This is a genomic window from Streptomyces similanensis, from assembly GCF_039543625.1.
Classification (GTDB): Bacteria; Actinomycetota; Actinomycetes; order Streptomycetales; family Streptomycetaceae; genus Streptomyces; species Streptomyces similanensis.
Window position 1 is genome coordinate 1 of record NZ_BAABKC010000096.1, and the last position, 25083, is coordinate 25083.

Below are 25083 nucleotides of genomic sequence, written 5' to 3' on the forward strand. Positions count from 1 at the left end.
CCGAGGATCGCTCATGTGGTTGAAGCACCTCACCTCAACCACATGATCCGAACCTCAAACAGCCCCTAGAAGGGCTCGAGGTAGTTCGCGGGGCGAGGCGTGCGATGAAGGTCTTGGCGCCTTCGCAAGAGCGGGGGAGGACCTGGATGGGCAGTGCCACGACCGGACGGTCTAGTCCTTGCGCCGGTGGGTTCACCGGGTGACTCTTCTGGGCTGGGGGGCCTGGGTGCTGGCGGTGACGTCCAGGGGGATGGCAGATCGTCCGCGAATCCCTCACGAACGTACGCAAGCACGCGCACGGAGCGAAGACGGTCACCGTCGACGTCTGACTGGGCGGCGACACCGCCCGGCCCGTCGTACGGGTCTCGGTCTGCGACGACGCGAAGACCGCCGGCCGGGAGCCCGGAGCCGCCGCGGCGCCCGGGCCCGGGGGCTACGGCCTGCTCGGGCTCGCCGAACGCGCCGCCCTGGTCGGCGGAACCGTCACCGCGGGCCCGCGCTCCGGGGTCGGCTGGCTCGTCGAGGCCGACATCCCGCTGCCCGGCCCCCGTCCCTCGGCACGGAGGACGCCCCAGCTGCTGACACCCTGAAGCCATGACGGCGATCAGAATCCTCATCGCCGACGACCAGCAGATGATCCGCTCGGCCTACGGCATGATCCTGGGCTAGCAGCCCGACATGGAGGTCGTCGCCTCGGTGGCCGACGGCGCCACCGCCGTCCAGGGGGCCAGGCGCCTGCGCCCCGACGTGTGCCTGCTGGACATCCGCATGCCGGGTCTGGACGGCCTGGAGGTGACCCGGCTGCTGGCCGGCCCGGACGCCGAGGACCCGCTGAACGTGCTCATCGCGACCACGTTCGACGTCGGCGAGTGCGTCTACCGGGCCCTGCGCAATGGAGCCTGCGGCTTCCTCCTCAAGGACGGATCACCCGCGCTGCTCGTCGAGGCGGTCCGCGCCGTAGCCACCGACAACGCCCTCATCTCCCCCTCGATCACGGTCCGGCTCCTCAAACACATGACGCACGCGGTCTCTCGACCCCTGCCGCACACCGAGCCTGCCAGGCCGGCGCCGACCGCGCCCCCCGATGCGCGAACTCCCGCTGACCACCCGTGAGACGGACGTCGTACGGCTCGTCGCACGCGGCCGTAGCAACGAGGAACTGGCGACCGAACTCCACGTCTCGCTCTCCACCGTGAAGACGCACCTGGCCAGCGTGCAGCGCAAACTCACCGCCCGCAACCGGGTGGAAATCGCCGCCTGGGCCTGGGAGAACGGCGTCTGCACCGGCCGGAACACCCAGGACCGGCTGTAGAGCCTCTCCCAGGTCCTCCCGTTCGCCGTCGTCGCCGTTGTCGCCCTCGCCGCCCTCATCGGACTGCTCGTCTACGAACCGCGCCGCGCCGAACCCCTGATCGACCTGCGTTTCTTCCGCGCCGCGCCGTTCAGCGGAGCCACCGTCATCGCGGTCAGCGCGTCCGCCGCGCTCGGCGGCTTCCTGTTCCTGTCCACGCTGTACCGTCAACGCGCCGATCACCAACACCGCCGTCCCCGGAAGGGCGCGCGCCCAGGCGGGCGTCGCCAAGCTGACGGACATCACCGCTCCGGCAGTTCGAGGCGAAGACGATCCGTAGCCTTCTTCACGTCGCCGAGCTGGTCGCCCCAGCACCCGCATGCGCCAGTCCATACGCTCTATCCGGGCGGCGGCCGCCAGCGACGCGAACGTCTGCGCCAGATGCGCTTCGCCCGCCATCGCCTTCTTGACGGATCGGGCGGCCATCGCCTCGTACTGCTTCGCGCGCTCCACCGGGGCTTTGTACTCGGGCGCGTCGTCTTCGATCGCGTCGTCGTGTTCGGTCGTGCAGCCCCTCGCGGTTGGGCTCTCCTCACCGTTGTACCGACCGCGGCTCGCAGGCGGGGCGCCTGCGGATTTTTCGGGCCGGAAAGTTGTCCACAGATCGCGGCTCAGGGCCCACTTTCGCCGCGCTCTATCCACAGGCCAGCGACTTTACGGTTCGTGTCCGCTTCCGGGTGTGAGGTGCCGGGACGCAGAACCCGGGCCCGGTTACCGCAGTCCCGTGGACTACGAGACAGCTCCGCCGACCTGACCACCACACGGATGGTGTCCGTCAAAGCGGAACAAGCTCACTCCGACGCATGATGCGCAACCGGCGCTGCGGACTCTCGCCGACTCGGGTTCAGCACTGCGGCCGTTTCGATCCACTCCAGGGTCGCCCTGACGCGGGCGATGTTCTCGTGGACGATCACGCGTTCGTCCTCGTCCAGCTGCCGGTCCCGCAGGCCGGGACGACGCGGCCAGATGCCGCGACGAAGGCGTGGCAGGCGGTGATCAGGTCGAAGGCCAGTAGGTTCGTGTGGTCGGGGGCGGGCCGAACCGTAGGGGTGTGCATGGGCGATAGACAGGTCACGATCAAGCTCACGAGTGACGAGGCGCTGGTGCTGTCGCACTGGCTGGAGAAGCTCCAGATGACGGACCTCAGCCAGGTTGTGGACGATCCGGCGGTCTGGGCGCCGATCCATCGGATCGCCGGAACGCTCGACAAGACGCTTCCCGAGCTGTTCGCATCCGACTATGACCAGCGGCTCGAGGCCGCTCGTCAGCGGCTGCGGCCAGAGGACTGATCGAGCGGTCTCAACTCCTCACCGGGCTGCGGCGGGACGGGATTCGTAGAAGGTTCCATCGCGGAGCATCGCGAACAGAACGTCGGCCCTGCGGCGGGCGAGGCAGAGCAGGGCCTGGGTGCGGTGCTTGCCCTGGGCGATCTCCTTGTCGTAGTAGGCCCGCGATGCCGGGTCGCCCAGAGCGGCGAACACGCCGAGGAAGAAGGCCCGTTTGAGCTGCTCGTTTCCTCTCATGGACGGTTGTTCGCTGCGGATCGAGGAGCCCGAGCTTCGGGTCGCCGGTGCGAGTCCCGCGTATGCGGCGAGGTGGCCGGCGGCCGCAAAGGTACTGCCGTCACCGACCTGCTCGTCCAGCGCGCCGAAGATCTCCTCGACCAGCCGCTCGGCCATCCGTGGGGCCTTCGGCCGCAGCAGCGTGACCAGCCGTCGACGGCCCCCTTCGCGGATCTGGGTTGGGGGCCCGAATCGCTCCAGCAGCATCAGGACGGCCGGGTGCTGCAACCGCGGCCCCAGCACCCGTTCCAGCGACGGATGGATCCGGGCCAGCAGGCCGTGCAGCCGGTTCGCGACCCAGGTTGCCTCCCCTGCGAGATCGTCGTCGACTCCGACGATCATCTCCAGCTCGACGATCGTCTCGTCCTCGCCGTCGATCGCGCGCAGCGTGTGCCGCATCGCGCGGGCCGCGTCCGCGATGACGAAGGCGTCCTACGCGTCGGTCTTCGCCTTGCCCGGGTAGAGGTCGGCGATCCGCCGCATCGTCAGTGGCAGGTAGGCGACCGAGCAGCCCATGTCCCGCACGACCGCCAGTGGCAGGGCGCCGATCGAGGCGCCGGCTGGTCGACCACGACCAGCACCGTCCGGTGCTTGGCCTTAAGTTTGGCGACCAGCTCGCCGAGCTTCGGCTCGGTGTTGCCCCTCCATCACGCTTTCGTCCAGCCTTGGCAGGGCACCGAGCTGCCACATCCACGGAGCAATGGTCAATAGTTGTGGATCGATTGGTTGTCTCATCGAAGGTTGGCGGTTGGTGACTCCCGCTCGGGGCGGAGTACTACCTCGCTGCCGATGGGGGTGAACCCGCAGGCGAGAAAGGCGCGCAGGGAGCGCGCGTTGCCCGGTGAGACGGCTGCGAAGACCGGTTCGCCTTCGGGGACCAGTGAGAGGGCGTCGGTGAGCAGGGACCGTCCGTGGCCGCGGCTGTCGTTGTGGGAGTAGTGGAGTTCGATGCTCAACTCTCGTCGGCCTGCCAGGCCGTCGGCCAGGGTGATGAGGCCGCGTTCGTCACCATGAATCGTGACGTTGCTCCGCAATTCCCGGGCGTGGCGCACACGCGGGTGATCGTCTGCGTCGGCGAGCGGCTGCAGGCGCGGTGAGCCGCCGGTGCCGCGGGCGGTGAGCGTGGCGTCGATGACGCCGATCCAACCATTGTCGCCGGCGAGGTGGCGCAAGAAGTCCGGGGAGAGTGATGCGCCGAAGCCGTCCGGCTTTTGATCGTGGACAGCCCCGTCTGTCAGGGCTGTGGCGACAACTGCGTGGCCAGTGAAGGCGACTGAGCACTCAAGCCCTGCGGGCAGGGGCGGCAGGACGGTCACCCGGCCGTCGACGGGCGGAAACCGGCCGCCGGCCGCGTCGAGGAAGAACGTCAGGAGCGGGTGCGGTTCACCCATGATCGGTCATCCGTCCATCGAGAGGTCTGGCAGGAATCATGTCAGGCAGATCTTATGGGCCGGTCGTGGTGGATCACGCCGCGTGAGCCTCGGAGCGTTCTACGAGGACGCCGGTTTCGAACTTGGCGCCTGCGCGGACCAAGGCTGCGAGGTGGGCCCCGGTGATCGCGCGCCAACGGGCCCGGGCGGACTCGACGAGCTTGAACACCATCGCGAGGGCCGCGGCCGGGCTGCCGGCGCCGCAGGGCACCTTGGTGCGGAGCCTGACCGTGGAGAAGGTCGACTCGATGGGGTTCGTGGCCCGCAGGTGGATCCAGTGCTCGGCCGGGAAGTCGTAGAACGCCAGCAGTGCCTCGGTGTTGTCGGTGCTCTCCGCGACGGCCTTGGGGAACATGGCGCCGTAGGTCTTCGCGAATGCCTCGATCGCCTTCTCGGCGTGCGCGCGGTCCTCGGCGTTGTAGATCTCCTGCATCGTCTTCGTCGCGCCCGGTTGCGCGGACTTTGGCATGGCGTTCGTGACATTCCGGGCCTTGTGGACCTAGCATCGCTGATGGCGGGCAGCCGGGGACACCTCCGCCAGAGCCTTCCACAGCCCCATCGCGCCTTCGCCGACGGCCAGTTCGGGATCGCGCATGCCCGGCGGCGGCAGTCGCGCAGCAGGTCGGCCCACGACTCGGTCGACTCCCGCAGTCCCTCGGCCAGCGCGATCAGCGCCTTGGTACCGTCCAAGCGCACACCCATCAGCACCAGGACACAGGAGTGTGCCTGCCCGAGCCGGACCTTGGGGTGGACGCAGCCCATACGTACACGCAGTCGGACGCGGCGAGGTCAAGCTGCTGGAAGGCGCAGTGGCCGTCGCTGCACTGCTTCGTCAGCCGGGTCACGGTGGCCGGCGACAGGCCGGCCGTCGAGCCGAGGAACTGCTCCAGCGCAGGCACAAGGTCCCCGGACGACAGCCCGTGCGAGCAGAGCAGCGGCAGCACCTCGCTGACCTTGGGCGACTTGCGGCACCACGGCGGCAGGACATTCGAGGAGAACCGCATCCGCTCTTCGGTGGCCGCGTCCACCCGCTTGTCGTTCACACGCGGGGCCGTGACCTCGACGGGACCTGCGGCGATGGTCACAGTGCGGGGCCGGTGGTGGGCGTTGCGGACCACCAGGCGCCGCCCAGGCTCGTCCGTCTCGGCGGCCAACTCGGCTACGTGCCGGTTGACTTCCGCCTCCAACGCGGCGGCGAGCATCCGCCGGACACCCTCGCGGACGATCTCGTCGATCAGGGAGCCGGACTCGGTGGAACCGTCGGCATTCACTACGCTGAGCACGGGCGTGCCATCCCGACTCGCGCTGCGAACGCGGGCCTCTGCTCGGTGACCTGTAGAACATTCGGGAAGGTACGCCCTTCGCGTCCCGTCCCGAAGGCCAATCCACAGCCCCGAGCATTGCTCTCTCAACGTCCAGAGCAAGTCCGGCGCCACCGGGCCCTGGTCCTACGACGCGATCGGCAAGGAGAACGCCGGCTCCTCCACCGACGACCACCTGCGCACGGGCGAAACCCGGACCGGCCACTCCCAGATGCCGTCCATCACCGTCAACAACAAGACCTACGCCGGTCAGCACGGCTCCACCGACCAGAGCGAACGCGTCAAGCTCGGCGACACGCTCTTCCACAACGGCCCGCTCGGTCTGTCGGCGAAGTCAACTGCCTTTGTGGGCATGGGCTTTAACCGCGAGCCCGGGGGCACGTTGAACTCCATGAAGACCGGGGGCAAGAGCTACTACTACCTCACCGACTCGATCGGCTCCGTGACCGGCCTGGTCGACGTGGACGGCAACAAGGTCGACACCTACACCTACAGCCCCCGCGGCGTCCGCCTGCTCGCCCAGTCCAGCGAGCCGGTCGCCCAGCCCTACCGCTTCGCCCGCAACTACCAGGACCCCACCGGCCCCTACCACCTCCAGAACCGCTACTACGACGCCAACATCGGCCGCTTCACCCAGCCCGACCCCTCCGGCCAGGAACAAATCCCCTACCTCTACGCCGAAGGCGACTGGAGAGGTTTATTACTACCTTCGCGTCGGGGGAGGAAGGGAAGAGGGCAACAGCGGTAAAGAAGCATGGTTCATCACATTTGGTGCCGGAACTCCTGGTGGTGGCACCGGGATTGGCGGCTCAAGCGGTGACGTGGGCAGCGGCTGGACCGGAGAGGGGCCCTGCGGCGCAGGGGCAGGCAGTATCACCGGAAATACGCAAGGCGATGCCGCCTTCGAATCGAGCGGCATCACCGGAAAGTTCCCAGTTAACGCCAAGTGCGCCTTCTGACTGGCAAGGAATCGAGGGGAATTAATCATGGTTTCCACCATGCCAGCGGCCGCATCCTACTACTTGGCGAAGCCCAAGGGTCCCTCGTGGAGTCCCTATCTGGCGATGGGCATGGTGATTCTCTTCGGCGCCATCATCGTCTTCCTCCTGATGAGAAGCCGTCGCCGCTGACCGGTAGTTCCGGAGGCCGGGTGGACCGTGCCCTTCGGCGCGGGCCACCCGGACTTTCCTGATAAACCGAAGGGAAAAGTGAATGCGCGTCCTAGTAGGAATTTTCATGTGCCTCTTCGGTATATTCTTCTTCTTTGTGGGTCCGTTGTTCGCCCAGCGCCAGACCGGGGCGAAAACGGGAAGGGCTTTCGACACTCATAACCGCATCATCTTCAGGCTGGTCGGCGGTCTTCTGGCTGTGAGCGGTCTTCTCTATTCCGTGGGAATCTATGGATGAGGACTGCCGAAACGGCTGGGCGCGGTCGACGTGGGTATCGAAGTGCTCAGCGACCACGGCGGCGAGAAGGATCCTGTACCTGGATGCCATCGACACGGTCCTGAAGGAAAGATACTTCCTGGACGTAGCAAAGTCGTTCTTCTGGCTGATACCTGAAAGAGAGAGGCGCCCATGCATGGTGTCGTGCTGGTGCTGGCCATCATCGGCGTAGCCCTGCTCGCCGGCCTGGCCATGTGGATGCAGGGAACCGGATTCCGGGACTATCTGCGTCGCAGGCGCGGTCAGTGACCACGATCACGCGGCAGTCCCACGCCGTGATGGCCTTGCGCAATCAGGCCGTTTCCCTGGCTGCGGGAAGCGGATCTACCTGGCCTGCATATGTGGGAGGAATCGGCGCCGTTCTCTTCTTCCTCATCATCTTCTTCGTGATGCGGAAACGGGGTCAAAAGCGGAACTGACCGCGAGCCGGATGATCGGAACGGAATTCCTCCGGCCCTCTTGCGCGTGAGAAGTAACTCGCATCACCGCGGTAGCCGCCCCCAATCCGGGCGGCTACCGCGAACTTCGTACGCGGTAGCGCTGGCCCGTTGTCGGCGCCGCCCGACGATCGGCAGGACCGTAAAACCACCGTAGAAGGACACATGGTTGTGGTGCGCCGCGACTGGCCGACACCACCGCCGGATCGCCCGCCCCGGCCATGTCGCGGAACACGGACGTTCTGCGGCGACCACCAGGGCCGCCAGCACTCACCGCTTCAGCAACAGCGATCCAGAGCGCGCCACCATGGCTTCTTGGGCGAACGCGCACCGGGTTCTCGGTACTGGGGACGCGGATTCGAGGCTGTCAGCCGTCGCTCGGCAGGGATGCGCCGAGGGGAGAGCGGTGCCGATCTACGATCCCCTCGACGATTCTCATCAGGCGGTCCCCCGCTTGATCGATACTTCCGTTCTGCGTGCTGACCTGTGCGCCTTCGAGTACGAAGGTGATCTCGGCTGCGGCCTGCTCGGGGTCGGGCATCCCGGCCTCGGCGCACATGCCCACCAGCCTGCGGGTCTGGTCGGCCTTGTGCTTCTCGATCACTTGCCGTGCGGGATGAGAGCGGTCGGGCAATTCGGCGAGGGAGTTGATGAACGGGCAGCCTCGGTGCGAGATGGCCGGCAATCCCTCGGCGATGAAGCGGGCCAAGCCCATGATCTGCTCCCTGGGCCGGCCGGGGTATTCCGTCTGGACCCGGTCGAAGGCCGCCTGGTAGTCGGCGGCGACGATCCGCATCCACTCCGCGACCAGCGCGTCCTTGGTTTCGAAGTGCCGGTAGATCGCCATTTTGGTGGTCGCGGCCTTCTCAGCGATCGCCTGGACGCCCACCCGCCGGATTCCCTCGCTCTGGAAGAGCTCTTCCGCCGCGTCGAGGATGCGCTCACGGGGCGGCAGTTTCGCCACCCTGCTCGGCCTTCTGGTGGTCGATGCCATGACTACTCCGTGACGTCCGCCCGGGTGCGGGGCCCTTGCCTCACGGCTCCTACGATACCACTTCGTTCTATGCGATACCGTTGGGTACCGTCTGGGACTCAGCAGTATCGTTCTTTCCCCTGGGAGTAAAAAGTGAGAGTTGCCGAGTACGTGAACTACGACGCGGTCGGACTCGCGGAGCTGGTGGCCGAAGGGGAGGTGACCACCGCTGAACTGCAAGCAGCCGCGCTCGAGGCCACGCAGGCGGTCAATCCGCAGATCAACGCCGTCGTGGAGACCTGGCCGACCGACGACGAGCCCGAGCCCGGCAGCACACCGCTGGCCGGGGTGCCTTTCCTGATCAAGGACATCGGAGCCGCCATGGCCGGGCGGCGCATGGAGCTGGGCAGCCGCCTCGCGGCCGGCAACGTCGCACACGCCGACTCCTTCCTGATGCGGCGCGTGCGACGGGCCGGGCTGGTGACGTTCGGGCGTACCGCGACATCGGAGATGGCCTACAGCATCACGACGGAACCGGTGCTGTACGGCGCGACCCGCAACCCGTGGGTCCTCGAGCGGAGCGCGGGCGGATCCAGCGGGGGCGCGGGCGCGGCCGTAGCGGCCGGGGTCGTCCCGCTTGCCCACGGCACCGACGCCGCCGGCTCGCTCCGTGTCCCCGCCGCTTACAACGGCCTTTTCGGGCTGAAGCCCACCCGCGGCCGGGTCTCCATGGGACCCGACCTCGACGAGCTCTTCAGCGGCCTGGCCGTGCCCGGCAGCGTCAGCCGCACGGTACGCGACAGCGCGGCCCTGCTCGACCAGGTCCGGGGCCCGGAACCGGGTGACCCCTACTTCGCCCAGCAGCCGTCCCGGCCGTACACGGAGGAAGTCACCCACCACCCGGGCCGGCTGCGGATCGGTGTCCTCCCCCAGGCGTGGGGCGGACGCCGCACCACCGCACCGGTGGCCGACGCCCTCGCCCACACCGCGGGTCTGCTCGAATCCCTCGGCCACCAGGTGGAGGAGGCCGAGGTCGGCCTCGGGGCCGACTGGGAGGAGTACGTCCTGGCCAACGCCCAGCTGTTCACGACGAACCTCGCGGCCACGGTCGACGGGCTGGCCGCCGCCTTCGGCCGGCCCGTCGACTCCTCCACCCTCGAACCGGCGACCCTCGCCGGCTACCACTACGGACAGGGGGTCAGCGCGCCCCAGCTCATCGCCGCCCTCACGATCCGCAACCGCGTCTCCCGCAGCCTGGCCCGGTCCTTCGACACCTACGACATCCTGCTCACCCCGACCGTGCCGGAGCTTCCCGCACCCCTGGGCGCCCTTGCCGAGAGCGCGCAGACACTGGACGGCCTCGGCTGGATCGACACCGTCTTCGACCGTTCGCCGTTCACCATGCCGTTCAACATGGCAGGCACACCCGCCATGTCCGTACCGCTGACGGCCGACGCCGAGACGGGGCTTCCGATCGGTATGCAGTTCGCCGCCGGATACGGCCTCGAAAGCCGCCTCTTCCGCCTCGCCAGCCAGCTCGAACAGGCAAGCCCATGGACGGGCCGAATCCCCACGGTGTGGGCAGGGAATCGCACGGGCCACTGAGAAGCGACCCTACGGTGCGCGCTGCCTGCACCACCCTCGATCGTCGGCCCACCTGCCGACGTTCCACGAAGGAGTCTCGCTCATGTCCGCAGTTTCCAACTCGAGCACACGCCGCGACGTCGAATTCGACGCGGACGGAACCACATTGCGCGGCTGGTTCTATCCGGCCCCTGGCAGTGCCCCGACGGCCGCCGTCGTCATGGCGCACGGGTTCTCCCTGGTCAAGGAGGCGTACCTGGACCGCTACGCCGAGCGGTTCGTCGCGGCCGGGCTGGCGGTGCTGGTCTACGATCACCGCAACTTCGGTGCGAGCGACGGCAGTCCTCGCCAGGAGATCGATCCGTGGCGTCAGATCGAGGACTACCGGCACGCCATCACCTACGCCAGCACATTGCCGGAGGTCGACCCCGACCTGATCGGGGTGTGGGGGACCAGTTACAGCGGCGGGCACGCCATCGTCGTGGCGGCCAGCGACCTGCGGGTCAAGGCCGTGGTCTGCCAGGCCCCCGCAGTCAACGGCGTGCAGACCGGATGGCGGCGTACTCCCATGGCGCAATTGGCGGCAGCCAGTGAGCAGTTCGCGGCTGAGCGGATCGTCCGCATGCAAACCGGCGAAGTCGCAACACGCCCGGTGATCGGCGGCGCTGCCGACGGCCCCGTCTACGCCGCCGACGACGCGTTCGATTACTTCACCGCAGTCGGAGAGATCGCCCCGTCGTGGCGCAACGAGGTCACCGTCCGCACCGGCGAGTGGAGCCGCGCCTACAACGCCAGCGACCATATCGAGAGGGTAAGTCCCCGGCCACTGCTGATGATCGTTGCAGACGACGACACTACGTCGGGCACCGACTTGCAGTTGTCCGCCTTCAACAGAGCGTTGGAGCCCAAACGGCTGCAGATCATACCCGGCGGCCACTTCGACCCCTATGTCGAACAGTTCGAGGCCACCTCCTCGGCTGCTGCCGAGTTTTTCGCGACCCACCTGCACGCGAGCCGCCGCTGACCATGCGAACTGCTGCCTTCGATCGTTCATGAACGGTCTGTCACGGCAAGCGCGGGACACGTGCTGAAGCGTTTCGCCGCTGGTCAGCGGGATGCCGTGCCCGTGGACGTCGGGCCGCCGCGCTCAGAGGCGCTGGACGGCCTCGGCTGGATTCGTCGCGTCTTCGACCGGTCGTCGTTCAATGTGGCGGGCATGCCCGCCATGTCCGTGCCGGCGACGGCCGACACCGGGACGGAGTTCCCGCTTGGCGGAGCGGTTATGACAGTCGAACCGGTGACCGAACTTGGGAGCGGGGGTGCGTTGCGGTTGTCGCGCGCCCGCGTCGCGCCCATGGCCGCCCTCCCGCGTCGTACACCGCGGCGGTCGAGTGCTTACCTCACCGGCGCGGGCATTGCGAAGTTCTCCGCGTGCGTCTACCGGATCTCGCTGACGACGTGGGGGTGGATGCTCGCCGGCGAACCCGCGCCGACCGGCCCGGCTCGCCGGGGTGCGAAGCCGCCCGTCTTTCACGTCACCGCGATCGACGATCCGGCACTGCCGGAAGTCCTCGCCGAGCTGGCCGCCGCGCGGGCGGACGAGATGGACGCCGACACCGTCAACCGAGAGCTGTCCATCGCCCGCAGGGCGATCGGCTGGTGGCAGCGCCAGCGCTGGATCGAAGGCGATACGGCGATCGGCATCGAGCGGCGGTCGGCCAGCGCCGCCGGACCGAACCAAGGCTCTCGCAGAGAACCAGATCGCCGGCCTGTGGTGCCTCGACGTCGCGCTGCGGGAGAAGAAGGAGTGGAAGATGCTCTGCGAGTCCGCCGCGCGAGCCGATGAGGGGCTGTGCCTGAACGTGGAAGACCTGTACCCGCAGGGCAAGCGGGGGGTGCCTCTATGCCTTTCGTCATGACGCCCAGGTTGGGTTTGGGATGGTTTGGCTTGCTGGGGTCATGCGGCGAGTTCGATGTCGGTGGGCGTGCGGGGTTCGTAGAAGGTGCCGTCGCGGAGCATGGCGAACAGGACGCTGATGCGTTGACGGGCCGGGCGGAGGAGGGCCTGGGTGTGGGTCTTGCCGCGGGCTCGTTGGCGGTCGTAGTAGGTGCGGGAGGTCGGATCGGCGTTCATGCAGGCGAAGGCGGAGAGGAACATGGCGCGTTTGAGCTGCCGGTTTCCGCTTCGGGGTGCGTGTTCGCCGTGGATGGAGGTCCCGGACGACTTCGTGGTGGGGGCGAGTCCGGCGTAGGAGGCGAGGTGGGCGTCGGTGGGGAAGCCGGTGCCGTCGCCGACGGTGACCAGCAGGACGGCGGCGGTCCTGACGCCGACGCCGGGCATCGACGTCAGGACCGGAGAAAGAGGGTGAGCCTCCAGCAGTGTGTTGATCTGGGCTTCCAGGGCCCGGCGCTGGGTGTGGACGGTGGTCGGGGAGGCGGCGAGGGTGGGGATGACGATGTCGAGGGTGCCGGTGCCCGGGACCACGACGGTCTGCTCGTCGAGTGCGTCGAAGACGTCGTCGATCAGCCGCTGGGCCATGCGCGGGGCCTTGGGCCGGATCAGTTCGAGGAGTCTGCGGCGGCCGGCCTTGCGCAGGGCTGCCGGGGATCCGTAGCGCGCTCCAGGAGCCAGGTGACGGCCTGGTGGTCCAGGCGGGGTCCGAGGACGCGTTCCAGCGACGGGTGGAACTGGGTGAGCAGGCTGCGTATCCGGTTGCTGGTGCGGGTGGCCTCGGCGGTGAGGTCCTGGTCGAAGCCGACCAGGACCGTGAGCTCGGCGGTGATCTCGTCGGTCAGCTCCAGCGAGCGCAGGGGGTGGGGCATGGTGCGGGCCGCGTCCGCGATCACCGCGGTGTCCTTCGCATCGGTCTTCGCCTCGCCCGGGTAGAGATCGGCGATCCGCCGCATCGCCAGTCCGGGCAGGTAGGCGACCGGGCAGCCCGCGTCCCGGGCCACGGTCAGCGGCAGGGCGCCGATCGAGGCGGGCCGGTCCACGATCACCAGCACGGTGCCGAACTTCGCGGCCGGCTTCTCGAACACGGCCCGCAGCTTCGGCTCGCTGTTGGGCGGCTGCTTGTCGAAGACCTTCTTCCCGGCCGGGGTGAGTCCGTGCCCGTGATGGGCACTCTTGCCGACGTCCAGGCCGAGGAACACGCCCACGTCTTCGGTGTCGAACATCGCGCCTTTCCAGGAGTCCTGACGGTGCCGGCCTCGGAGTCGGTGTCGTACTCGCGCATCCACGTTATGCAGACCTGTCATCCGTGAGCTGTCCGGCATTGCGCCGGACCGGGTGGCGGCCGGACCTCTCATCAGCGTCTCCGACGGCGCCTCCAGGACCCGGTGAACACCACCCCCCAGGTCATCGACTTCGACAGGGGGACACAGTCATGCCAGGCCCGGAGGCCAGCGGCCCTCTTGCAGGACCGCGGCAGATATACCGGGGGAAGGTCACCGCCAGGGCGGGGCAATCGAGTGGATTCACTGGCAGTCCGGCACCGCCCAGCTCCGCCCCGCCTCATCGCCCGCCGCACCTGCGGCCCGCTGTGCCCCACCGACCGCAAGGCGCCGACCGGAACACCGACGCCCGATGTGTGTCCGGAGAGCGGCCGGGCCCGGCTCTCCTACCGCCGCGCTGCCGCCCGCGACCTCCACCCCGACGCGGAGAAGCCCGGCGGCACGCCCGAGCGCACCCTTCTCACCGGCCTTGACCTCACCGACCCCGACGAAACAGCCTTCACCACCGAATACTTCAGCCCGGTCCTCGGCGTCGCCGAATTCCCCGGCACCGCAACCCAGTTCCTCGACACCGCCGTCACCGCCGCCAACGAACGTCTCCACGGAACCCTCGGCGCCAACCTCATCGCTCACCCCGACACCATCAAAGCCCTCGTCCACCACCTCCGCGCCGCCGTCGCCGACCTCCGCCACGGCACCATCGCCATCAACGCCTGGACCGGCGTCGGCTACGCCACCCCCCCTGCGCCACTTGGGGCGCCTACCCCGGCCACACCCTCGACGACGTCCAGAGCGGCATGGGCATCTTTCACAACGCCCTTCTCCTGGACCACACCGAACGCACCATCGTCACCGGCCCCTTCCGTCCCGCACCCCGCTCACTCCTGAGCGGCGAAGCCTCGATCGCCCCCAAGCCCCCGTGGTTCGTCACCCACACCGCCGCCGCCCGCACCGGCCGCCTCCTCACCGAGTTCGCCGCCAACCCCCGATGGCGGGACCTTCCCGTCCTCTTCGCCTCAGCCCTCCGAGGCTGACGCCAGGCGCCCGACAAGCGGAAGGTGTGCGCCGTGCCGACACGGCGCACACCGAACGTAGCTCCCGGCGGTCCGCCCGGAGAACGTGACGAACGCTGTTTTCGCCCTCCACGCATGAGGTGATGCTTCTCCGATCAGGAGCGAAGCCGAAGGGCGTCGACTGAGCCTTCGCCAACTTGAAGTCGCAGGCCAAAGGGCTGGGGTGACCGGTACTCCGGGGACTCGCCCTGGTCGTGGGCGGCAGTCCCTGGAGAAGGTCGTTCGTCAGGAACCACCCTGGTTAGAGGAAGCACCGGCGGTGGGCCAAAGCAGTTCGTCCTGAGGTACCTGTGCCATTACGGTGGCGCGATGGTGCACGTGAGGGAGATGGGCGCGGCCGACATCGAGGCCGTTTCTACGATCCGAGTCCGCGGATGGCAAGCGGCATACGTCGGCATGGTTCCTCAGACGTACTTGGATGCCATGACGGTGGAAGGTGACGCCAGGCAAAGGCGGCAGTGGTTTTCCCAATCCGGACGAAAGTCACGCGATCTTGTGGCGCTCGGTGACAGGTGCCCGGTGGGATGGATCTGCTTCGGTCCGTGTCGGAGTGAGGTGTCCGGTCTGGGACGGGTCGGCGAGGTCTACGCCCTGTACATCTTGCCCGACCTGATCGGCCAGGGCATCGGCCGGAGCCTCCTGGGTGAGGCTCATGCTCAGATGAAGGACCAGGGCTTTGAGGCGTCAGCCTTGTGGGTTCTGGGTGACAACCAACGAGCCCAGCGTTTCTACGAACGAGCCGGCTACCAGGCTGACGGTGCGGCTCAGGACGACGTCTACGACGGAATCACGCTCACAGAACTCCGCTACCAGCGCGTGCTTTGAGTCGGGGCGAGCTGGGCGATCCTTACGTGTTCTTGAGCGGATGAGCGAGCAGATCGCCAACGAGCGCGCCTCGGACGTGCCGGCGCCCGGACAGGTGGGCGGACGAGCGGTGATGCTGGTCCCGCACCGAACGCCGGACATGGACGAGACGATGCTTCCGCCGGACTACCAGCGCATTCTCGCCGTCGTGCGGCAGGTCGCCGGACCGGTCATGGCCCGGCAGGTCGGCGACGCGCTGGGAATCGATGTCAACGTGCGGTCCAAGCTGGAACCGCATCGCGGCAAGCTGGTCAGACTCGTCGACCGCGGCTGGCTGCGCAAACTGCCCGACGGCCGGCTTATCACCCGCCTGTGACCTGTCCCGCTGCCCGGAAGGGGGCAGCGCGGGCGTAACCGGGGTGCCCCCGGCGGCCTTTGGAATCGTGCGACGAAAACCAAAAAGCACGCCGAGGACGCCTGCCCGCTTGTCCACCAGTGCCGCTTGCCGCTGTCCACGCGGACCGTCAACCACCTCGCCGATCTGCTCCGGCGTTACCTGAAAGTGATCCGGTCCAGGCGGCGGATCCTGCTGCCCGGAAAGATCGCGGTGATCGTCCCGGCCGTGCTGCGCCACGACCAGCGCCTGGCCGACCTGGCCGGCGGCAACAACGTGTCCGAGTCCACCATCCGCCGCTGGCGCGACGAGCTGATCACCCTGCTCGCCGCTCAGGCCCACGCCTGGACCGCGCCCTGAAGAAGGTCGCCAGGCAGGGCGGGAAGTGGTCCTGAATCGACGGCACCCTCATCGCCACCCAGAGCCGCACCGGAAGGCCGACCGGCGCAACTACTCCGGCAAACACCACCATCACGGGCCTGCATTTCCCTTGCCCTGGCGGACCTAGGCTTCCGCGGCCTGGACAACGACGTACTCGACCTCGTGACCGTCACCGGCTTCCACGCCAGCCGCACTCACAAGCTCACCCCCGGCGAGAAGTCCGCCAACCGCGTCCTCGCCGTCGGCCGCGCTCCCCTCGAACATGGCTTCGCCCACCTCAAGAACTGGCGGATCCTCACCAAGCTCCGCACCGACCCCGCCCACGCCACCCACCTCCGGCGAGCCCTGCTCGTCCTGACGAACCTCGAAATCAACCGCTGACAGACGATCTACTCCTCGGACTGCAGCCCGCGACCAGCGTGAGTACCCCGCCAACCGGTCACACCAGTCCTTTGGCCCGCGACTTCAAGTTGGCGGAGACTCAGTGCTCGGTGAAGTACGCGGGCGGGCGCACCCGCATGCTGCCGGCGATGTCTCGCAGCAACGCACTGCTGGCCGGTGGGGTGCGCGCCTCGACCACGGCGACCGCATCACCGACCCGGGCGAAGTACTCGACGAAGTCGTACCTCGACCACCGCCACACCCCGGGCGCGACGGGGGTGCAGGCGGGTGCGGGCACCGGATAGACGCTGGTGAGCGCCGTGCAGTGCGAGGGCGGCGTGAAATTCGGCAGGCGAGGACCCACCACCACCTGGATGACCCGGTTGAGCTCCTCCATCGAGTCGGCGTGCCGGCCGGCGTCATTCGGGGCGATCCGGTAGTAGAAGGTGGGCTGACTGCTGTGCGCCGTTCCGCTGGTGCCGACGCCCTCCAGGTGGTAGCCGTCGGGTATGTGCGGCCCCAGCAACGGCACACCCGCATGCGCGAGTTCGGTGTTCTGCTTGTGGTGGGCGAGCTGCGTGGAGGCGAAGGAGTCAAGCGGCATCAGCACGGCCAGGGCCAGGGCGGCGGCAGCTCGCGGCCACAGGGGCCTACGGGACTGGGTGCACCAGGCCGCGAAAGCGAATGCTCCCGCGCACAGGGCCGCCTGGAAGAGCAGGGTGCCGTTCGGCAGCCACCGCAACGAGTCCAGGCACCACAGCAGATACCAGCCGGTGCCGGTGCCCAGCAGCGCGGTCAGCCAGGCCGGACGGACCGCGAGAAGCCGCAGGACCGGCCAGGTCAGGCCGAACACCAGGACCGGCAGCAGATAGGACCACCACAGGGCATAGCCGAGACAGCCGAAGCCCGGCGCACTGCGGCAGGCGCTGGAGTTCACCACCAGCCGCATCGACAGCCCCGCGGCAGCCACCGCGAGGACACCCGCTACGGCGGCACGAGCCGCCCGCTTCGCCTGCCGCACCCGCAGAGCACGCGGTTCGGTCACCGCAGCACCCATAGCATCCTCCCCCGGACGTCGAATCGGGCCTCAGCGTAGGTTCGCTGGGCCACTGACGCCTGAGTAGGCGTACTCAGGCGTATGTGTCCCAGCGGCGGCGGCAGACTGAAGGGCGGCGCCGCATGTGTCATCGCCTCCTGTCCCGAGCGTTTGATGCCCTTCGCCGAAGACGTCGCCGAGCAACTCCCCGAAGGCGACCGAGAAGCACGGTGGGACGCGGTCACCGACATGCAGGACGACATCGCCGCCGAACACCGCGGATATCCAGATCAGACTGGCCCTTCTCGTCGGTCAGGGCGAGGAAGTGCAGGCCGTGGCTGCGGTGCTTGCCGGAGTAATTGCGCCGGTCGGCCTTGCCGGTGCGGCGCTGGGTGCGGATGAGGGTGCCGTCGATCGGGACCGCCTCCCCGCCCTGCCTGGCGACCTTCTTCAGGGCGCGGTCCAGGCGCGGGGCCTGGGCGGCGAGCAATCCGATCAGCTCGTCGCGCCAGCGGCGGACGGTGGACTCGGACACGTTGTTGCCGCCAGCTATGTCGGCGAGGCGCTGGTCGTGCCGCAGTACGGCCAGGACAATCACCGCGATCTTTCCCTGCGGCAGGATCCGCCACCTCGACCGGATCGCCTTCAGATGACGCCTGAGCAGGTCGGCGAGGTGGTTGACGGTGCGCGTGGACAGCGGCAGGCGGCACTGGTAGACAAGCGGGCAGGTGTCCTCGGCGCGTTCTTTGGTATTCGTCACAGAATTCCAACGGCCGCCGGGGGCACACCGGTTACGCCCGTTCCGAGCCGCTTGGAGTGGCGGTACTGCTGGTCACAGACGGGTGGTGAACCGGCCGTCGAGCAGCTTCCGCAGCCAGCCGCGGTCGGCCATCCTGTTCATCCTTCCGCGCAGCGGCTCCAGCTTGGCCCGCACGCTGACATCCACCCCCACCATCTCGCCGACCTGACGGGCCATGACCGGCCCGTCGGCCTGCCGCACGGCCGCGAGGATCCGCTGGTAGCCGGCGGGGAGTGCGGTCTCCCTCACACTCGCCGCCCGGTGCGGGATCATCATCACCGGCATCCCGCCCACCTGCCCCGGCACCGGCACCGGCGCGGCCTCCGCACGCTCCTGGGCGAGCTGCTCACGCACCCGCTCAAGAACCTTCTCGGCGAGAGCGAGTTCATCACGCTCGGCCCGTACCTCCGCCAACCGCTTGGCCAGCTGTTCTCCGAGCTCGTCCAGTTCCGCACGCCGCGCGGTGATCCGTTCCAGCAACTCGGGATCCAGCATGCACAGATCGTAGAAGGCCGTTGACGGGGATTTCCGGAAAAGGGCGCGATCACCCCTCCATGACGGCTACCGCCGCAATCCGATGGTCACGGTCAGCCTGCTGCCTGAGCACCGCTACGGCGACGTCAGTGACGGAGCCTGTGCCGGCATCGGGCATCGACGGTGCAGTCGTCGACTGCGGACCGGCTGAGGATTCCCTCCAGTTCACCGGACCGGTTCAGGTGCCATAGCAGTGCCTCGGGCTCACTGTCGTGGCGTTGGGCCAGTCGCTGGCGAACGACCGAAAGCTTGGCCCGGAGCCGGCAGACCGTAAGTTCACCACCTACGGCATCGGCCAGTAGCTTCCGCTCGTCCTGGTCCTCCATCACACCGGCGAGGACGAGGCGCGTCGCTCCGGCGTCAAGATAGTGACCGGTGACGCTCCGCAGATTCCGCAGCAGCATGCGGACGCGTCCAAGGAGACGATCGGCGAGTTTCACAGGGGCGCTATCGAGCTGATCGACGCCGGGGTTCCGCAGCCGGCCTTCTTCCTGGCCCGGCAACCGGCCGAACTGGCGCTGAAGGCGCGCCTCGGACCGGAGGCGCGTGGCCACGACCTCGGGCAGGCTGCCGAGGCGGTTGGAAGGCAGCGACGACGATCTGTTCGCCGCGGACGACGAACGGCGCCTGGTCCTCGAGTTCATCAGGGACCTGCACAACCGCGATCCCAAGGGCGACCAGGGCCGCTACCCCACCACTACGAGTGGGGCTCTCTCACCGGCCGCGGTGTGCTGTGCCTACCCGCATCTGTTCCGGCAGTACGTCGACCGGCTCTTCGCCTACACGCAGGAGCGGATCAGCCACGCGGGCCAGAGCGTGTGAGACGCACAGCCATCTGGTGCCGGACGTCCCGAGCCGGACCGTGAAGGCGCGCGGAGCCGGCAGACGCCCGTGAGCCCTGGACCGACTGCGGCCCGGGGCTCACGGGCTGTTCGGCCGGCGCACCGCCCGTCAGCGGCTACCGCATGCCCTCGCGCAGCGTCCAGCGCTGTCCGCTCATGGGCCCGGGCGGATTGAGCGCGTCCGGGCGCTGCCTTGACCCCCCGCGCGGCCCTCGCCCTCACCGCCGAGGCCCACCCCCTCCTCAGCGGCCCCGAAGGCACCCTCGCCCTCGACCTCCACGCGGACCGCCTCTGGGCGTAGCGCCGCCCGCCCCGGCCCGTCGGGGGCCGGGGCGGGATCACCTCGGTGAGGTCACGGGCACCCGGCGCGGCGGATCTGCGCGGACGCGGGGCGACGTGTCTTGTCTAGTAGTTGCACTTCTGAAGGCCGGCGCGGATGCCGGCCTCGCCGTCCACATAGGGGGCGTAGGTCCACGCGTAGATGTGCACCGGCGAGGTACCGACGAGGTGGTTGTAGTACTCAGTCTTCGTGTGGTACCAGTACGGATCCATGTTGTTCAGACTCGCTCCCCTGTCACTCCAGCAGTCGGTCTCGATGCCGTCCGTGAGGTTCGGATTCGTGCTGTAGATGAGGTCGTTCGGGGTGGCCTTGTCGGCGTTGTTGATCTTTTTGTAGTCGTTGTACAGCCCCACGTTGTGCCCGGTGGAGAGGTGGATGCCCATATCCGTGATGGCCGCGCTCGCCGGGGTGGCGGTGAGCACCCCGGCCGTGGCAACAGCGCCGAGCAGCGCGGTGGTCGCGGCCAGCTTCTTGCCGATGTACATGAGACTTCCTCCCGGTCGACTGAAACGTCCCTGGCACTGTGCCGTGCCTCGCAGTGACGCTATGGACACATGTCCTTGGGCGGTCCTAGATTCGTCCTAGTGCCAGGTCAGCCTGGGGATCGACGCCGATCGTGAAATGTTGGGGGGAGCATGAGGTTCGGCGTACTGGGGCCGTTGCACGCCCGGATCACCGGGCTCGAGGTTCTGCTCGACGGCCCGCGGCAGGCCAAGGTGCTGGCCGCGCTGCTGGTCGACGCCAACAAGCTCGTCACCACGGAACGGCTCGTCACCGTGTTGTGGGACGAGACGGCGCCCGCCACCGCGGTCCGACAGGTCCAGGATGCCGTCTCCGGACTGCGCCGCAACCTCGCCGCCTGCGGAGCGCCGAGTTCCTTGATCAGTACGCGGCGCGGCGGCTACCAGATCAACCTGGCGCCAGATCAACTCGACCGGCTGGAGTTCGACCGCGAACGGCACTTGGCCGAAGGGCACCAGGCCCCGACGGAGAAGGCCGCCGGGCTGCGGCGCGCGCTGGCATGCTGGCGCGGCGCCGCCCTCGCCGACATCTCCAGCCAGGTCCTGGAGCTCGATGCCGCGCAGCTGAACGAGAAGCGCGCGGCCACGTACAAGCAGTGCCTGAGCATCGAACTCGTCCTGGGGCGCCATCGCGAGGTCATCGAGGAGCTGATCTCCCTGCTGCGCGAGCACCCCTACGACGAGCAGGTCGCCGAGCACCTGATGCTCGCCCTCTACCGGTCCCGGCGGCAGGGCGAGGCGATCCAGGTGTACGAGCGGCTGCGCCGGACGCTGGCGAGCGACCTGGGCATCGACCCCGGCCCGCCGCTCCGGGCGCTACATCTGCGCGTCCTGGCCGCCGATCCCGCCCTGACGGCGCCTGCCCCCACGGGCGGTCCCCCGGACGCACCGCCGGACACGGCCACCGCCGAACCGGTCATGGTGATGCCGGTACGCCAACTGCCGCTCGACGTACCCGACTTCCTGGGCCGCGCCGAAGTGCTGGCCGAACTAGCCCGGTTACTCGACGGGTCGGCGCCGGACCGGGCCACAGTGGCCGTCATCGTGGGCGGGCCGGGCGTCGGCAAGTCCTCCCTGGTGACGCACGCCGCCCGGCTGGCGAGCGCCGCCTTCCCCGACGGCCAGCTCTACCTGGACCTCGCCGGGACATCGGACGAGCCGCGGGACCCGGCGCTGATGCTGGCAGAGGCGCTGCGCGCGCTGTCGATCGCCGGCAGCGCGATCCCGGGCGGCCTGTCGGAACGGGCCGCACTCTACCGCTCGTTGCTGGCCGACCGCCGGATGCTGGTGGTGCTGGACGACGCCGGGCACGCGGACCAGGTGCTGCCGCTGCTGCCGGGGTCCGACGGCTGCGCAGTACTGATCACCAGCCGCACCCTGCTGACGCAGCTTCCCGGCGCCCGGCACATCGACCTGGACGTGCTGAGCCCGGAGGAGGCGGGCGAGCTGTTCACCGGCATCGTCGGGCGGACCCGGGTGGAGCGGGAGCCGGCGGAGGCCGCGGCAATCCTCGCCTGCTGCGGGAACCTGCCCCTGGCGATCCGCATCGCCGGCGCCAAGCTCATGGGCCGCCCCGCGTGGTCGCTGCGCGTGCTGCGGGAACGTATCGAGGACGAGTCCCGGCGGCTGGCCGAGCTGCGGATCGGGGATCTCAGCGTACGGGCCAGTGTCGAGCTGAGCTTACGGCTGCTCCCGCCCGACGCGGTGCGCGCGCTGAGCCTGCTGGGCCTGCTCGGCCCGCACACCCTGCCCGGCTGGGTGGTGGGCCCGCTGCTGGACCGCCCCGATGCGGACGACGTGCTCGACACCCTCGTCGACGCCAGCCTGGTGCGGCTCACCGCCACCGACGCCATCGGTCAGCCGCGCTACCGGCTGCACGACCTGATCAGGACCTGCGCCGTGGAGATCGCCGCCGGGCTCTCCGAGGCAGACCGGCGGGACGCGATCGTACGGGTGCTGTCCGCCTGGCTCGACCTGGCCGGGCGCGGCACCGGCCGGCTACCCGCCGGGCTGCTGACCGGCGCGGCACCCGGCTCGGCGCCCCGCCTGCCGCTGCCCGACGCGCTCGCGGACCGGCTGATGGCCGACCCCCTCAGCTGGTTCGACGCGGAACGCGACACGCTGCTCGGCGCGGTGAAGCTGGCCGTGGACTGGGGGCTGGACGAGCTGGCCTGGGAGCTGGCCGCCGAGCCCGCGACGTACTACGACCACCGGTGCCTCTACCAGGACTGGGAACACGGCCACCGCCTCGCCTTGAATGCCGCAGAGGCCGCGGGCAACACGCGCGGCGCGTCGGTGCTGCTGCGCGGGCTCGGCCAGCTGCACATCTACCGGGACGAGTTCGACGCGGCGATCCGTGCCCTCCAGACCTCTCTGGGGCTGTGCCAGGACGGCCAGGACAAACGCGGGGAGGCACTGTCGATGGCGATGCTCAGCACGGTCAGCCGGGTGCGGGGCCATTACGACGAAGCCCTCGAACGCGTCGAGTACGCACGGACCATCGCCGTCAGCGAGGGCGACCAGCACCTTGAGGCGCAACTGTCCTGCTCGACGGCCGTAATGCGCCTGATGCACGGCGAACTGGACGAGGCGCACTTCTGGTTCACCGAAGCCCTGCGCCAGGCCAGGAACCTCGGCGACGGCCACCGCGTGGCCGTCGTCCTCCGCCGCTTCAGCCGCCTCCACGACCGCCGCGGCGACCCGGTCGAAGCACTGCGCTGCCTCGACCAGGCGCTGGCCGCCTTCGAAGACCTCGCCGACGAGCGCTGCGTCGCTTACACCCTCCTGGAGGTCGGCCGCGTCCACGCCGGCCAGCACGACCGCGACGGCGCCGGCCTGGCCCTGGAACGCGCGGCAGCCCTCTTCCACCGCCACGGCGACCGCCACGACGAGGCCGCGTGCTGGCAACTCCTCGGAGACCTGGCCGCCACCGCCGGCCTCCACGACCTGGCGCATGTCCACCGCGAGCGGGCGCGGCGGCTGTGGCAGACGATCGGTGACACGCCCCTGGCGAAACCTGAGGAGCGACCTTCGTCGCCGTGATGTGGAGGACGGATCGGTGGCGGTACGTCGGTTCAGTGCGTCAGCCCTCGCGGTGGCGGGCCCACTCGCGCGCGGCCGTCGCCGTGGCCTCGAGCCGGTTCGCCTCGGGCTTGCGAGCCGCTGGCCTGGTCCTCAGCCGCGAGACCGAGCTCGTAGAGCTCGGCGAGGACATGACGCCGCTGGCGCGCAGCCGCCATGGTCGGACTGGACACTCTCGATGTTCTCCTGCGCGCTTCTTGGCTGCAGTTCTGTCGGAGAACGTCCAGCGCGCCAACTTCAACCCCATCGAAGAAGCCAACGACTTGCGCGCCATGCTGGATCTCCATGACGGCAACCGGTCTGCGACGGCCAAAGCGATGGGCAAGTCCAAGGCGTGGTTCAACCAGCGCGTTGGACTACTGCGGTTGACGGACGAGATGGTGCAGCTGGTCCTGGACGGGAAGCTCACGGCGTTCCGCGAGATGCGCCGGTACGCGACCATGCCACCGGAGGAGCAGTACGCGGCTTGGAAGGCGGAGCAAGAGCAGCTTCCCCGGACAGAGACAGTACGGCAAGAGCCGGAAGCGGCACCGCAGTCGTATACCGCGGTATACACGTCCGAGCCTTCACGATCCGCCGCCTACCATCCGCAGCCCGACGCGCGGCATAATCCGGCGCTGCATTCCGAACCTCTGGCGTATACCGCGGTATACGCCCCCGCCGGCTCCGTGCCAACGCCAGAGGCCGTACCCAGGGCCGATCGCCAGCTCGCCGGAGGAGGGGAGAACATCCCTGAGCCGCGGACCGCAGCCGCACCAACCATGCCTGCCTCGGCACCCACTCTCAAGCGATTCCCATACGACAACGGGGCGGAGGCTGCGCAGCACCTGCTCCACAAAATGAACGACACCGAGTTCGCTGCGATGATGCCGCCGCTTCTGGAACGCTGGCACCAGATCCAGAGCAAGATCCTCGAACTGACACCACTCTTTGGCCCCGCTTCCCGTCTTAACGCGGCTGGTAGCGGGGTCTGTGTGCCGTCGCCCGTACGATGATCAGCGTGACCTGCCGTTCCCTAGGCACCGGCTTCGAGGCTGCCGGGCACAGCATCAGCGCGGCTCAGGCCGAGCTCATCGCCTCCTTGCCGGAGATCCCTCTCCCCGACCTTGACGAGCTACGAATGCGTGGAGTGCCTGAACCTCAGCCCGCGGTACCCGAAGCCCGCGTCGTGTGCTGGGAGCCGGCGGCCATGCGGATGCGACGGGAGTTGGCGGCGTCGCGGAAGCCCTTGGAGATTCGGCCGCTGACGGAGGGCAGCCGCCAGAAGGCGCCCTCGCCACAGCGCGGAGCGGCCCCAGAGCTGATCAGTCCTCCGCCGTCTTCTCGCAGCCTGTGAGGTCGACGCGTGCGTGACCATGACGGGTCCAGGTACGTTGAGCGGTCATGGAAGATGACGACCTCTTCGCGCTTCAGGAGCTCGACTTCGCGCCAGCGCGGACCACCGTCGTCCCATCTCACTCAATCGAGTCGCTTTCTCAACGAACCCTAGCGGGGGGTGCCTCTATGTCTTCCGTCAAGGCGCCCAGGTTCTGTTTGGGATGGTTTGGGGTGTGGAGGT

Annotated in this window: 22 protein-coding genes and 7 pseudogenes; 16 read left to right on the plus strand and 13 right to left on the minus strand. The window is 68.7% G+C overall.

Features of this window, described 5'->3' with window-relative positions:
* The first annotated feature begins 594 nt into the window (after positions 1-594).
* A pseudogene (locus ABEB07_RS39300) lies at positions 595-1312 on the plus strand (response regulator).
* Positions 1313-1324: 12 nt separating this feature from the next.
* Positions 1325-1522 (plus strand): annotated as a pseudogene (locus ABEB07_RS29405) (MFS transporter); the annotation flags it as partial.
* A 620-nt stretch (positions 1523-2142) separates the two neighbouring features.
* Here the strand turns inward: ABEB07_RS29405 and ABEB07_RS29410 are convergent.
* Positions 2143-2354, minus strand: a pseudogene (locus ABEB07_RS29410) (DUF6192 family protein); the annotation flags it as partial.
* 52 nt (positions 2355-2406) lie between these two features.
* Between ABEB07_RS29410 and ABEB07_RS29415 the strand changes: the two are divergent.
* Positions 2407-2640, plus strand: coding sequence for a hypothetical protein (locus ABEB07_RS29415; protein WP_345671116.1), 234 nt, complete (start codon positions 2407-2409; stop codon positions 2638-2640).
* An 18-nt stretch (positions 2641-2658) separates the two neighbouring features.
* Here ABEB07_RS29415 and ABEB07_RS29420 read toward each other — a convergent pair.
* From ABEB07_RS29420 to ABEB07_RS29430, 3 genes and pseudogenes are all read right to left on the minus strand, one after another.
* Positions 2659-3551: pseudogene (locus ABEB07_RS29420) on the minus strand (IS110 family transposase); the annotation flags it as partial.
* A 93-nt stretch (positions 3552-3644) separates the two neighbouring features.
* Positions 3645-4304, minus strand: coding sequence for a hypothetical protein (locus tag ABEB07_RS29425; protein ID WP_345671118.1), 660 nt, complete (start codon positions 4302-4304; stop codon positions 3645-3647).
* 73 nt (positions 4305-4377) lie between these two features.
* Positions 4378-5626: pseudogene (locus tag ABEB07_RS29430) on the minus strand (IS256 family transposase).
* 136 nt (positions 5627-5762) lie between these two features.
* Between ABEB07_RS29430 and ABEB07_RS29435 the strand changes: the two are divergent.
* Both ABEB07_RS29435 and ABEB07_RS29440 read left to right on the plus strand, forming a co-directional pair.
* Positions 5763-6353 (plus strand): annotated as a pseudogene (locus ABEB07_RS29435) (RHS repeat-associated core domain-containing protein); the annotation flags it as partial.
* A 298-nt stretch (positions 6354-6651) separates the two neighbouring features.
* A complete protein-coding gene (locus ABEB07_RS29440; RefSeq protein WP_345671119.1) occupies positions 6652-6795 on the plus strand; it encodes a hypothetical protein in 144 nt (47 codons plus the stop codon).
* A 91-nt stretch (positions 6796-6886) separates the two neighbouring features.
* On the opposite strand, the gene ABEB07_RS29445 is transcribed toward ABEB07_RS29440, so the two are convergent.
* Together ABEB07_RS29445 and ABEB07_RS29450 are read right to left on the minus strand one after the other, a co-directional pair.
* Positions 6887-7129: a hypothetical protein gene (locus tag ABEB07_RS29445; RefSeq protein ID WP_345671121.1), complete on the minus strand. Its 243-nt coding sequence runs from the start codon at positions 7127-7129 to the stop codon at positions 6887-6889.
* A gap of 786 nt (positions 7130-7915) precedes the next feature.
* Entirely contained in the window at positions 7916-8542 is a 627-nt protein-coding gene (locus ABEB07_RS29450) for a TetR/AcrR family transcriptional regulator (RefSeq protein ID WP_345671122.1), read from the minus strand.
* 132 nt (positions 8543-8674) lie between these two features.
* On the opposite strand from ABEB07_RS29450, the gene ABEB07_RS29455 reads away from it, so the two are divergent.
* The 3 genes from ABEB07_RS29455 (at position 8675) to ABEB07_RS29465 (ending at position 11951) form a co-directional block, all read left to right on the plus strand.
* A complete protein-coding gene (locus tag ABEB07_RS29455) occupies positions 8675-10126 on the plus strand; it encodes an amidase (RefSeq protein WP_345671123.1) in 1452 nt (483 codons plus the stop codon).
* Between the two features lie 82 nt (positions 10127-10208).
* Entirely contained in the window at positions 10209-11129 is a 921-nt protein-coding gene (locus ABEB07_RS29460; RefSeq protein WP_345671124.1) for an alpha/beta hydrolase, read from the plus strand.
* 60 nt (positions 11130-11189) lie between these two features.
* Positions 11190-11951 (plus strand): hypothetical protein, encoded by a 762-nt coding sequence (locus ABEB07_RS29465; protein WP_345671143.1) that lies wholly within the window; start codon positions 11190-11192, stop codon positions 11949-11951.
* A 111-nt stretch (positions 11952-12062) separates the two neighbouring features.
* On the opposite strand, the pseudogene ABEB07_RS29470 reads toward ABEB07_RS29465, so the two are convergent.
* Positions 12063-13282, minus strand: a pseudogene (locus tag ABEB07_RS29470) (IS110 family RNA-guided transposase).
* Positions 13283-13582: 300 nt separating this feature from the next.
* Positions 13583-14032, minus strand: a complete 450-nt coding sequence (locus ABEB07_RS29475; protein WP_345671126.1) for a hypothetical protein — start codon at positions 14030-14032, stop codon at positions 13583-13585.
* 104 nt (positions 14033-14136) lie between these two features.
* Between ABEB07_RS29475 and ABEB07_RS29480 the strand changes: the two genes are divergently transcribed.
* From ABEB07_RS29480 to ABEB07_RS29500, 5 genes are all read left to right on the plus strand, one after another.
* Positions 14137-14373, plus strand: coding sequence for a hypothetical protein (locus tag ABEB07_RS29480; RefSeq protein ID WP_345671128.1), 237 nt, complete (start codon positions 14137-14139; stop codon positions 14371-14373).
* A gap of 348 nt (positions 14374-14721) precedes the next feature.
* Positions 14722-15237, plus strand: a complete 516-nt coding sequence (locus ABEB07_RS29485) for a GNAT family N-acetyltransferase (protein WP_345671129.1) — start codon at positions 14722-14724, stop codon at positions 15235-15237.
* A gap of 40 nt (positions 15238-15277) precedes the next feature.
* Positions 15278-15592, plus strand: a complete 315-nt coding sequence (locus ABEB07_RS29490; RefSeq protein WP_345671130.1) for a hypothetical protein — start codon at positions 15278-15280, stop codon at positions 15590-15592.
* 126 nt (positions 15593-15718) lie between these two features.
* Entirely contained in the window at positions 15719-15970 is a 252-nt protein-coding gene (locus ABEB07_RS29495) for a hypothetical protein (protein ID WP_345671132.1), read from the plus strand.
* A gap of 135 nt (positions 15971-16105) precedes the next feature.
* On the plus strand, positions 16106-16372 hold the full coding sequence (locus tag ABEB07_RS29500; RefSeq protein ID WP_345671142.1) for a transposase family protein: 267 nt from the start codon (positions 16106-16108) through the stop codon (positions 16370-16372).
* A 100-nt stretch (positions 16373-16472) separates the two neighbouring features.
* On the opposite strand, the gene ABEB07_RS29505 is transcribed toward ABEB07_RS29500, so the two are convergent.
* The 4 genes from ABEB07_RS29505 to ABEB07_RS29520 form a co-directional block, all read right to left on the minus strand.
* Positions 16473-17417 (minus strand): hypothetical protein, encoded by a 945-nt coding sequence (locus tag ABEB07_RS29505; RefSeq protein ID WP_345671133.1) that lies wholly within the window; start codon positions 17415-17417, stop codon positions 16473-16475.
* Positions 17418-17649: 232 nt separating this feature from the next.
* A complete protein-coding gene (locus ABEB07_RS29510) occupies positions 17650-18168 on the minus strand; it encodes a hypothetical protein (RefSeq protein ID WP_345671134.1) in 519 nt (172 codons plus the stop codon).
* Between the two features lie 72 nt (positions 18169-18240).
* Complete coding sequence (locus ABEB07_RS29515; RefSeq protein ID WP_345671135.1) at positions 18241-18702, minus strand: hypothetical protein; 462 nt, start codon at positions 18700-18702, stop codon at positions 18241-18243.
* A gap of 125 nt (positions 18703-18827) precedes the next feature.
* Positions 18828-19295, minus strand: coding sequence for a hypothetical protein (locus ABEB07_RS29520; protein WP_345671136.1), 468 nt, complete (start codon positions 19293-19295; stop codon positions 18828-18830).
* Between ABEB07_RS29520 and ABEB07_RS29525 the strand changes: the two genes are divergently transcribed.
* A complete protein-coding gene (locus ABEB07_RS29525; protein ID WP_345671137.1) occupies positions 19288-19563 on the plus strand; it encodes a hypothetical protein in 276 nt (91 codons plus the stop codon). The genes ABEB07_RS29520 and ABEB07_RS29525 overlap by 8 nt on opposite strands.
* Before the next feature lie 425 nt (positions 19564-19988).
* Here the strand turns inward: ABEB07_RS29525 and ABEB07_RS29530 are convergent, their stop codons facing one another.
* Positions 19989-20408: a hypothetical protein gene (locus ABEB07_RS29530; protein WP_345671139.1), complete on the minus strand. Its 420-nt coding sequence runs from the start codon at positions 20406-20408 to the stop codon at positions 19989-19991.
* Positions 20409-20558: 150 nt separating this feature from the next.
* Here ABEB07_RS29530 and ABEB07_RS29535 point away from each other — a divergent pair, with 150 nt between their 5' ends.
* Together ABEB07_RS29535 and ABEB07_RS29540 are read left to right on the plus strand one after the other, a co-directional pair.
* Positions 20559-23486 (plus strand): AfsR/SARP family transcriptional regulator, encoded by a 2928-nt coding sequence (locus tag ABEB07_RS29535; protein ID WP_345671140.1) that lies wholly within the window; start codon positions 20559-20561, stop codon positions 23484-23486.
* Positions 23487-23722: 236 nt separating this feature from the next.
* Positions 23723-24520 carry a ParB/RepB/Spo0J family partition protein gene (locus ABEB07_RS29540; RefSeq protein WP_345671141.1) on the plus strand — a complete coding sequence of 266 codons (798 nt, stop codon included), beginning with the start codon at positions 23723-23725 and terminating at the stop codon, positions 24518-24520.
* Positions 24521-25083: the final 563 nt, after the last annotated feature.